Genomic DNA, 10,009 nt, shown 5'->3' with positions numbered 1-10,009 from the left:
GCATTATGTGATATACAAGGGCAGGCTTACGGAAGATGTCAGAAAATCCCTCGTATCCCTCGGCAGGCTGATGGGAGGCGGAATAGGAGTCATGATGCTTCTTTATCTGTGGAAGCTGCTGTCCTCCGTCTTCATAGGCGGTGGGGATGCTTACACAGCTGCGGTAGCGCTTATCAAGGGACCTCTGGCGCTGAACTTCTGGCTGGGTGAGATGATACTTGCGGTTGCTGTGCCTCTGCTTCTGATAGTAACTGCTAAGGGTAACGTGGGCAGGCTTGCCCTATCCGGATTCACCTATATGATAGGTCTGTTTTTTACGAGGTATGACTTTATAGTTGCGGGACAGCTTCCTCCCATGCGCGGCGGATTCTACGGCGCGGGAGTTGTAACGGACTTTGCGGGCATGAACTTCTACAGCCCGTCCGCAATGGAATGGCTTGTCTACCTGTTCGGCTTCGGAGTGTTCTTCCTGCTGTATTTCTCAGCGGAGAAGTTCTTTAATCTGGAAACCAAACATCACTGAGATAAGATATGAGACCGCCGCGGCAAAACACGGCGGTCTTTTTTTATTTATTCAGTTCCAGCACATCACCGTCTTTAAGGGGCTGCCCCTCCGAAAGGTCTGTTTTAAACTCCAGTCCTCCCTTTATGATGGATTTGACCGTTCCCGTCTTTATCTTAACACCTTTGAATATGCCGTAGTCCGCCTCTATTCCGCTGACAGGGCTGAAAACAGTATTGGTGCGCACAAGATGTGCGTTTTTGGCATCAATAAAAATACCAATTTCAACCTGACGTGCGTCGTCCGACAGCCTTACCCACTCGACGGAACCGGTCTGCACCTGCCTGTAATAGACGGGCGAACCCTCTTCCAGAGAATGTCTGGTGTCCGCTCTCAGCACTATATGAAGTCCCTTCATTGCGGAATATCTGTCAGACAATGAAAATTCAGTTCGCGTCTGTCCGCTTCCCTTCGTCATGGCGAGTTTCGCTCCGAACAGCACCGCATCAGGGTTTCTTACACCGTCCGCGGAAATCTTCGCATCCTCGACCCAGAAAACTGCTCCGTCTGAGAAATATTTTTTATATCCGTTATATATCAGTAATTTCGCTCTACCGTCAGTTATTTCGTCAATATATCCGACTTTCGTGCTGTCACATATAACGTCTGCTCCCTCTTTAAGCGCCGCATTGCCGATAACGACGTATGCCGCCGAATAATCCGGCACCTGAGCCTCTTCCCTGTCTGCATATAGTTTTTTAACTGCCGACGCGGAAGCGAATGTATCGTAGTAAACAGCGCCTGTCACATAGTTCATAGCTGGTTCCGTACTGACCTTAATTCCCTTTCTCCCTGCGGAAACCGTCATTGTGCCGCCTCGGAAGAACCTTGTGGACGGCTTAACAGTGTCCGTATATTTTTTATCTATCAGCACAAACACATATGCGGAGTCTGAACCGCTGTCGTATCCCGCCTCTCCGACCTCTCCTGTCTTAACGCCTCTGAAATATACAGGCGTCCCCTCCGCAGGGGGAGCGGCATCGGTAATCATAAGCCTGAGCGTTTTTCCCGCTGTTATCCTGCGAACAGCCTTTTCGGCGTCTGCAAAGCTCTCATAAACTACATATTCTTTGGAAACTGGAGCATCGGGCACTATGTCGAATGACAGACCGCCTGAAAGAAGTTCCGCGGCAGAAGGAGTTGTTACACGCAGACCTCCCGAACCAAGGCTCAGGTCGGCTCTGCCGTTCTTCCAGAATATTGCTCTGCCGTTCACGGCTTTTTCATATTCCGGATAGATAACAGCCGCAATCCTTACACCGTCTGGCGAAAGGTCCGCAGAAGCTATCTCCCCAGCTCTCATCCCTTTATAAAATACAGGCGCACCGGCATCCAGTCCGAAAACCGACTGAGCCGTAAGATATATCTCCCTGCTCCCCTGTGAAGTCAGCGCAGCCCTTCTGGCAAGGGTTTCATTGCCATAAAGTTTGAGAAGAGTTCCCGCTGCAAGGGGTGAGTGAGATGCGTTGCCGAAAAATCCCGCGTTAATTCCGCCCTGAACACTCTCCAGAAGATTTCCTCCGACACTAAGCCCCTCTCCGCCTGCTGAGACGCTGAACATATCGGGCTTCCAGAGACAGATACCTGAAACTGCGAGTTTTTTATACGGCGGAAAGATAACCGCATCATACTCCGCCTGCCTGCCATGAAGTTTTACTGCTGTGACCATGCCTATCCGAACGCCCTGAAAATAGACGCCTGCGCCCTCTTTTGCCTGTGCCCCGGTTATACGGAATTTGAAAGAATCAGGCGGTATCTGGAATATAGGAGTGTCCGAGAGTCTGAATATCCTAGTTTTTTCGCCGCTGCCCGCCTCAACGTTAAGAAATACGCCAAGGAGCGACGCGGAAAGATTTTTCAGACCTCCTGCCGAAACCTCGGTCTGCTCAACAACGAATCGGCTGTGTTTCGCCGCGAGATACCCGTACCGTTTATCCAGCTTAACCGATGCTACGCACTGCTGTTTTCCGTCTATATCAAGCCCTTCAACTATGCCCGCCTGCACTCCTTTGAACATAACCGGTGTTCTGCCCTCTTTCATGCCGTAACACTCAGGCATTACAATCTGAACGGACTCAGGAGAAAGCAGAGTTGCTGTGTAGTCTGTAAATATCTCATAACTTTTGAGGGGCTGCGCTCTTTCCGTGCGCTTTGCCGAATCGAAAGCCACCCCGCCCTGAAACAGTGTATTAAGCTGCGAAAGTTCCACTGAAAGACCGGCGGAATCCAGTTTCAGCTCGAATCCGCTTATATTCCAGAATTTTGTATCACCATTGATATACCGCCCGTAGTCTTTATTAACGGACGCGATTATATCGTAAGCTCTTGTATTTTCGTCATAACGTGTGTTCAGTATGCGTCCCGCGCTGATGTTGTTAAAATACAGAGGCATACCGCTGTATATTCCCATATCTTTGTCGGTATGCAGACTGACCATTACCGAATCGGCAGGAATATCCGCTGCCGCCGGTTCCGAAAGCCCGATGAAGAAATCCTCGTCTTTCAGATTTTTAAGTTCCTCAACGGTCTTCACAGGCGGTTTCACCTCTATGTACGTTCCCGCCATGATGGTTTCAAGTCCGGTTATCTGGTTGATGCTAACTCTGGGTTTTACAATCCAGAACATCATCCCCTCTTTGGCGATGGATTCTGCCTTTTTGTCCAGCTTCACAACCGCGTTAACCTTGTCCATGCTGTCGGCTATCTCAAGGTCGATAACCCTGCCGACAGGTATTCCTCGGTATTTTAGCTGGGTCTTTCCCACAACGATATCTGCGCCCGAATCGAACTGTATCCGTATCTCTTTTCCTGAGTTGATATATCCGTTGTAAAGCAGCCATACGGTTATCCCCAGCGCCAGAATAGGCGTAAGCCATATCAGAGAAAATTTTCTTTTCTTTATTTTCAAAGGTTTAGCCATAAAATCACCGTTTATCCCATATCAGTCTGGTATCGAAACTGTTGGAGGCAAGCATTGTTATTATCACCACAGACGCAAAATAAACTATTCCAGAGCCGGCACTTATTTTAAGAAAATAACCCGTGTTTATCAGTCCCGCCATGATGCACACCACAAAAACATCCAGCATCGACCATTTGCCGATGAGCTCAACAACTGAGTAGAGCCGCGTTTTACGTCTGTTAGAAAGTCTTCTGCCCTTTTTCATGGTGAGCAGAATGTAAAAGAGCGCGGAGAGCTTGAAAAGCGGCACAACAAAGCTGGCGATGAAAACCACCGCACAAATGAAATACATTTTGTGCTGAAAAAACTGTATAACTCCGCCGAGGATAGTATTCTGTGAGCTGTCCCCCATTATCTGCACGTCCATGATGGGATACAGGTTGGCTGGGATATAGAGTATCAGCGCGGTTATGCAGAGCGCCCACGTCCGGCTCAGGCTGTTTTTTGTGCGGCTGTGAATCGTGCCTCCGCAGCAGGCGCAAACATCCGAATCCTCTTCGGAAGGCGTAAGATGCCCGCACTCCCTGCAAAGTATCATGCCGCTTTCAATGTCTGTCATGGCACCTCCAGAACGCTCTGGAATCAAAATATAACTCTGAAGCTATTAGGAAAAAGCACACTGCGGAAAGGAGATAGAACCCGACGCCGAAGTAAACGTCTGCCATATCCACCAGCTTAACCACGCTGACAAGTATTCCCACAAGAAACACGTCCACCATGTGCCAGCGGTGCAGGCTGTGGATGAAATGTGCAAGGGAACCGGAAAAAGGAAGTTTTCTGCCACTGACCGCCTCGAAAGAGACGTATGAAACAAGAAAAAGATAGAGCAGAGGAATGAGAAACGCCGTAAGAAAAACTGCCATACCCGCAGGGACATAACCCTCACTATTGAGCGCCGCGACGCTTTCAAACAGAGTCGCCGTGAGAACATAATCGTTTATGCGTATTTTAAGGAAAGGATAAAGCATGGCGGGGAGCATCAGGATTACTGCTGAAAGACTGAAAACGAGAGAATAGAGCATACTGCTTCTGCCATTGATAACATGAGAGCATCTGGGGCATACAAGTGTAAATCCCTCACTGTCGCAGTCGGTTTCAAGAAGCAGTCCGCAGGCTTCGCAGGCAGTTTTCACTCTTTCACCTCTGACAAGATTATACATGTAAGTGGTGCGCCAATCAATTAAATATCTGTTTAAATTATAAATGTACGGAAATTTATTTTTTGGCAACATATAAAATTATGGTATAAAATAATGTTGGAGGTGTGCAATGATTGTGAAGAAGTATCTTTTTATCACGGCGTTAATGCTGTTCATTTTTGCATTATACGGTTGCAGCGAAGGTTCATCATCCGACACGGGTCAGAACGTATATTCTTCTATCCCATCTCCGGATGAACACAGCGGTGTCAGTTTCCATTCCGCCGGACTGTATTCCCTTTCCGATTCGGGAAAGGCAAAGGGCAGACTGGGAAAAGACACAGTTTCCGACTACTCTGAAAATATGGAATATGAAAACAGTGATGCGGACTGGAGTTTCAGTCTGGACAAACCAGCTATGAATGTGCTTATGGGAGAACAGGCTGCATTAACATATGAAAACAGCATAAATACGTTCCTCGGAGACATAGCGGATCATCCTTCAGTGCTTGAAAAGCTCAATGCCGCGGTAAAAAGTTTTCCGCTCTTCTCTGACACACAGTCCATAGTCAAATCTGATATAAGCGGCAATGCACAGTTTAAATCCATATCTGTAGCGGACGGTGTTTATACCGGTGACGGAACGCCTAAGTCTCTTATCAGACTGACGGTTGTAATTCCCGAACTGTTTTCGGACAACAACAGCGCGGTGGCTTCAGACTGTTCGGCAGAGGTTGCGCAGGTTATGTCCGACGACAGCACAAATACCTATACCCAGCCCGCCGACACCGTATGGACGTACGGACTTGATATTGTGGTGACGTTTCTAATAGACGACCAGCAGTTTGCCCACACCGATGTCGATGAAGACAGTGTAACGCAAACCGAGCAGGAACAATGGGCAAACGATTTCGGACTGCTCGTATGGTTTCTCAACAACCTTAACAGCCACTCAATCCCTTCATATGATATAGTGTTTTCAGTTAATCCCGGCGATGAGCTTACAGCTTCGCTCGGCAGGATACAGGGACAGGCGAAAACAAACGAAAACGCTGCATGTCTGATGGCGCTGGATTCAGCAATGCCTGAACCATCGCTGGTTATACCGAACATAACCGGAACAGAATATCTGGACACTGATTACGAATATTACTCGCATAAATACAGCGCGGAGCTTGACAACCTCAGCGCAGGAAACGAATTCGGTGCATCCTGCCTGCATGATGCTGACGGGAATATCATCTCTGTGGGGGATGATTCAACGTGCGCTGCGGGGAGCGGCGTTTATTCGTTCACCGAGAAAGGAAAAACTAAAGACGGAGATGTCAGTCTCGGAGTTATAAGCCCCTATGAAAATCACCCCGACGGGACAGTCACCGGAAAAACCACGAAAGGTTTCTGCAACTCATCTCCGTGGACATATCTGCGTACGCCGAGATTCGGCAGAGGTATCCGTCTTGCCCTTACAGAATGGGCGATACACGGGCAGATTGCAGACCACTGGAACATCCACTGGTATCAGAAACCGGGTAAAGCTCTGGCTCAGTCTGCCATAAGCGACGCTGCTTATCTTATTAAAGTGGTGGCACAGGAAACACTTGTCGGCGGTTCATGGTGGGGGTTTGCGTTCACCAGCGCGGGACAGGCTTATAAATACGCATCAAAATTCAACATAAGCATAGCCGGATACAGGATCGGCGGAGATACGGACAGCAGGCTCGGAGATCTGATAGTTGCTCTGATACGCTACGGAACTTTGACGACAAGTGTTAAGGAATATGCGACTTCGATAGGGATTTCAGAAACCGTCGAAGGTGTCGCCCAGATGTTTCAGACGGAAGTGACGGGCTGGCAGGACTATTACAGCGGCTCTCATAAAGTATGCGGTTACAAATTTAATTAGAGGATATTTTAAGGGCGTCTGACATACACGCGGTTACACAAAGACCGCAGCCGGAACAGAGGTCGGAATCGGCGGAAACGGCGGTTGTGACCTCTCTGCCTTTTACAGTCTCCTTTGCCAGAGAAAAAACCGCCATGGGACAAACCCGCGAGCATATACCGCAGCGGGTGCATTTATCTATGTCTATATGAACGCTCATCAAAAGACCCTCCTCCCTCATTCTGTTGATGAGCTTATCGCTGCCGAGATATTTAAGGTCTGAAATATAGCTTTCCGCGCCGCTCCTTTCGGAAGAAAGCACGGTGCGTTTGCGGTCCTTCTCGCTCTCCGCTATGGAACAGAGTGTTTCTCCTATGGTCTGTCTGGCTTTTGTGCGCATGAAACCGAAAAATTCGCGGCGGGAGATACTCTCCCCTCTGTTTTTAAGCCTGTCAGCCGCTGTCGGTCGGTTTGATTCGAAAACGGCGCGCACAGACAGCTCAGCCAGTTCGAATATTCTGTTTGCTGCCGCGGTCTCATTTTCGGCGACACCGCGGCAGTCCTTTGAACATCTGCCGCAATCCCCCTGCCTTAAAGTTATTTTTAAAGCTCCCATTGCGGCCGCTTTCACCAGTACACGTCTGTCGGCAAAGGACAGGGAGCGCAGTTGCGCAGCGTCGGCATCGTCTCTACAGGAGATTGTACACTCCCCGTCCTTTACTATCTGTTGTCTTATTGTTGATGTCAGTTTTCCTGCGTCCGCCAGTTTCATCGAAAAGACCCTGTTCGGGCAGACGGCGGCACATTTACCGCATCCGCTGCATCTGTCCCAGTTAACAAGTACCTTTCCGCCTGCGGACGTTATGCTGACGGCATTCTCTTTGCAGACGTCCATGCACAGCGAACAGGAGGACAGCTTATGCCTTACTCTTGAGCAGGCGGCGCTGTCTGTCACCATACATTCATTCAGTCTGCCGACAAGTCCGTCAACGATTCCCATGGCTACTCCGCAAGTTCTGTAAGAAACGCAGAATCCTCCGCAAGAAATCCCCTGAGCATATAAGCGTATGCCGGATAAAACAGGGTGTTCAGAACTTCCGCTTCTGCGATAACCTTGCCGCAGAGCTCCGGCACCCAGCGGAGAATATGATTGTTGTAAAAGTCAAGCTGCGTCGTCATAATGGTTTCCGCAGCTTCGAATTTCTCGTTTTCCAGACAGTCGGCTATGTTTTTGCTGAGAAGACCCATAAACTGAAGCTCAAGCGACACATGATCCTCAATGGTCTTATCGCCGTCTATCCTTTTAAAAAAATTACTTAAATAGAAAACCTTAACAGCGCTCCATGAATCCTGTTTCATCAGCTTTTCCGGAGACGTGTAAACCGATTCATAAAGGGGCACTGTGTTTAAGGCAAAAAGTCTTGTAAAGTCCCTGCTTCTCTCCATGCGTGTCTGTTCGGTTTCCGCAGACTCATAATCTTTGGTTCCGAATACGGTTTTAAGCAGTCCCGCCCCGTTGTGCATATCGGAGTTGCAGGAGGACATGGCTATTGTTTCAATGTGCCTTGCCGTTGCTTTAAAAAATGAGTCCGTCTCCTGCGAAGGAACGTCCATAAATACTTTTGAAAAAACGTTGAACGCAACGTTGCGCCCTTTGTGTATATTTGCCAGCTCAACAACATCCATGCTCCACCTCATATGTCTGTGTCATAATCGAACTGTTCCGGCTTAACAAGGTCTATCTTCACCTCGCGGATAACCTTTCTGTTCTCTTCAAATTCGGCTACATTGTATGTAACGGCGACCTCGGTCAGCCCTTTGATCTCTGATATGTATCTGGGGTGAAACTCAGTTCTTATCCCCGACGTAACGTGTTCAATGCCCTTTGCGGAGAGATATTTCTGAGCTTTAAGGGCATTGCTGCCGTAAGCCCGTGCTGATTTTATGAAAAAATCTCTTTCAGACATAACCTCATGCTGCATAAGGGTTACGCTGCTGTTCTGTATGTATATCTGAGAAGTCAGCTTATTTTCCAGAGAGCAGAAATGCACACGCATGTTCAGCTTTTTTTCCGAGGCAAATTTCAGCAGTTCAACGCACTCCTCGCCGCTGCCCGCAACGGGAAGTCCGCCGGCATATCCGTAATCATAAAGCACTCTGTACGGTCTCGGTTTAACTTTAAAACCTCTGTTGGCGTATTTTTCGGAGTTTACCCACGGGTAAAGAAACTCAAGTATGTTGATGGCATCAGCTCCCGCCTCGTCCAGCTCCATAAAGAGCTTTTTCATGGTTTCCAGAGTACCGGGGATAACGGGCATCTCAACCATTACAGAAGGAATTATGCCGGACACGGAACGGATTATCTCCACAGTTTCCTGCGGATAGTGATCCCCCTCCGCCTTAACGCTTACGCGAACTTCATCAAGCCCCGCATTGGCGAGCTTTGTCGCCAGCATAGGGGTCAGAAAGTCTCCGTTAGTGTAGAGACGCAAATGTGCTTTAGGGTATTTTGCACGGCACTTTTCAAAAAACTCTATGGCTTTTTCCGGCAGCAGAAGGGGTTCCCCCCCGGTCAGCGCGATAGACGTTAAACCGAATCCCCCGTCTGCAGCCAGTACCTCTTCGAACGCATCGTTCTCGTTCTCAAGGTAGAAATCATAATCACTCTGATTCATGTTTGCACAAAAGAAACAGTCTCTGTTGCATTTAAGAGTATGGAACACGGTCATTGATGTAAGACCTGTCCGGCAGTCGGCGCAGGCGGGCGAAACTTCACCGTAACGAAGACTGTGTCCGAAGCCTGAACTTTCGACTCCGGACACGTTCTCCGCCAAATCCTTATATGTAAAACCTGTTGAGGAATGAAGCCCGTCTATGCTGATTCCCGAATCCTGAACGGCGGACATGAAATTTTCGTATATGCCGACGTAACGCTCCGCATCAGCTCTGAAATCATCATTGACTATCATGTCAAGGGAGTTTCTGTTTATATCAATTATCATAAGTTCGCCTTTTGTTTTTGTGCGTTGGTTACAGCATCCATCCTGATAAAAATTAACCGTTCTTCGGTTAAATCAAGGTAAAATAACGACCCTGTTTCCATAAAAATGTGAAGAAAATGTGCGGCGGGAAGAACGCTTCCGCACCGCACATTATTAATTATCAGATATTTGGTCTACTGTTTCGGTTTGAAGAAAATAGAGGGAACGGTATCGCCGGATTTCAGCGTGTTGCCGTTCGCATCCTTATCGGTGTCGGGAAATCCCACTACAGTCCTGACTGCCGTCGGATATTTCGCCGCTATTGCTTCCGCTGTGCCGAAGTCAAGGGCTCGCTGAGGACAGGACGCAACGCAGGAAGGAAGAAGTCCTTCCGCAAGTCTGTCCCAGCACATCGTGCATTTCTGCATCGGGTGCTTAACTGCCCAGCTTGCCTGTTTCGTCGGCTCGCTCGTGTCGTCGCCG

At 48.6% G+C, this 10,009-nt stretch carries 9 protein-coding genes; 2 read left to right on the top strand and 7 right to left on the bottom strand.

Features of this window, described 5'->3' with window-relative positions:
* Positions 1 to 523: NrfD/PsrC family molybdoenzyme membrane anchor subunit (gene nrfD, locus Q7P67_RS13240; RefSeq protein WP_303852715.1), on the top strand; the 523-nt coding region annotated here is incomplete at its 5' end.
* 43 nt (positions 524 to 566) lie between these two features.
* On the opposite strand, the gene Q7P67_RS13235 is transcribed toward nrfD, so the two are convergent.
* From Q7P67_RS13235 to Q7P67_RS13225, 3 genes are read right to left on the bottom strand one after another with little or no spacing between them, the layout of a single operon-like run.
* A complete protein-coding gene (locus Q7P67_RS13235; RefSeq protein WP_303852714.1) occupies positions 567 to 3,482 on the bottom strand; it encodes an MlaD family protein in 2,916 nt (971 codons plus the stop codon).
* Positions 3,483 to 3,486: 4 nt separating this feature from the next.
* Entirely contained in the window at positions 3,487 to 4,083 is a 597-nt protein-coding gene (locus tag Q7P67_RS13230) for a paraquat-inducible protein A (protein WP_303852713.1), read from the bottom strand.
* Positions 4,070 to 4,657: a paraquat-inducible protein A gene (locus Q7P67_RS13225; RefSeq protein WP_303852712.1), complete on the bottom strand. Its 588-nt coding sequence runs from the start codon at positions 4,655 to 4,657 to the stop codon at positions 4,070 to 4,072. The genes Q7P67_RS13230 and Q7P67_RS13225 overlap by 14 nt, the downstream gene beginning before the upstream one ends.
* Before the next feature lie 136 nt (positions 4,658 to 4,793).
* Between Q7P67_RS13225 and Q7P67_RS13220 the strand changes: the two genes are divergently transcribed.
* Positions 4,794 to 6,566, top strand: a complete 1,773-nt coding sequence (locus tag Q7P67_RS13220) for a hypothetical protein (protein ID WP_303852711.1) — start codon at positions 4,794 to 4,796, stop codon at positions 6,564 to 6,566.
* Here Q7P67_RS13220 and Q7P67_RS13215 read toward each other — a convergent pair.
* The 4 genes from Q7P67_RS13215 to Q7P67_RS13200 form a co-directional block, all read right to left on the bottom strand.
* Entirely contained in the window at positions 6,559 to 7,545 is a 987-nt protein-coding gene (locus Q7P67_RS13215) for a 4Fe-4S dicluster domain-containing protein (protein ID WP_303852710.1), read from the bottom strand. The genes Q7P67_RS13220 and Q7P67_RS13215 overlap by 8 nt on opposite strands.
* A 2-nt stretch (positions 7,546 to 7,547) precedes the next feature.
* The gene (locus tag Q7P67_RS13210) at positions 7,548 to 8,231 is read right to left on the bottom strand and encodes a molecular chaperone (RefSeq protein WP_303852709.1); all 684 of its coding nucleotides are present in this window, start codon (positions 8,229 to 8,231) and stop codon (positions 7,548 to 7,550) included.
* Positions 8,232 to 8,239: 8 nt separating this feature from the next.
* Complete coding sequence (locus Q7P67_RS13205) at positions 8,240 to 9,547, bottom strand: radical SAM protein (RefSeq protein WP_303852708.1); 1,308 nt, start codon at positions 9,545 to 9,547, stop codon at positions 8,240 to 8,242.
* 173 nt (positions 9,548 to 9,720) lie between these two features.
* On the bottom strand, positions 9,721 to 10,009 hold a 289-nt coding region (locus Q7P67_RS13200), incomplete at its 5' end, for a 4Fe-4S dicluster domain-containing protein (protein ID WP_369696037.1).

Source organism: Seleniivibrio woodruffii, from assembly GCF_029267515.1.
In the GTDB taxonomy this organism is placed as follows: Bacteria; Chrysiogenota; Deferribacteres; order Deferribacterales; family Geovibrionaceae; genus Seleniivibrio; species Seleniivibrio woodruffii_A.
The sequence above is the reverse complement of the archived record's forward strand: the minus strand, read 5'-3'. Positions and strand labels throughout refer to the sequence as shown.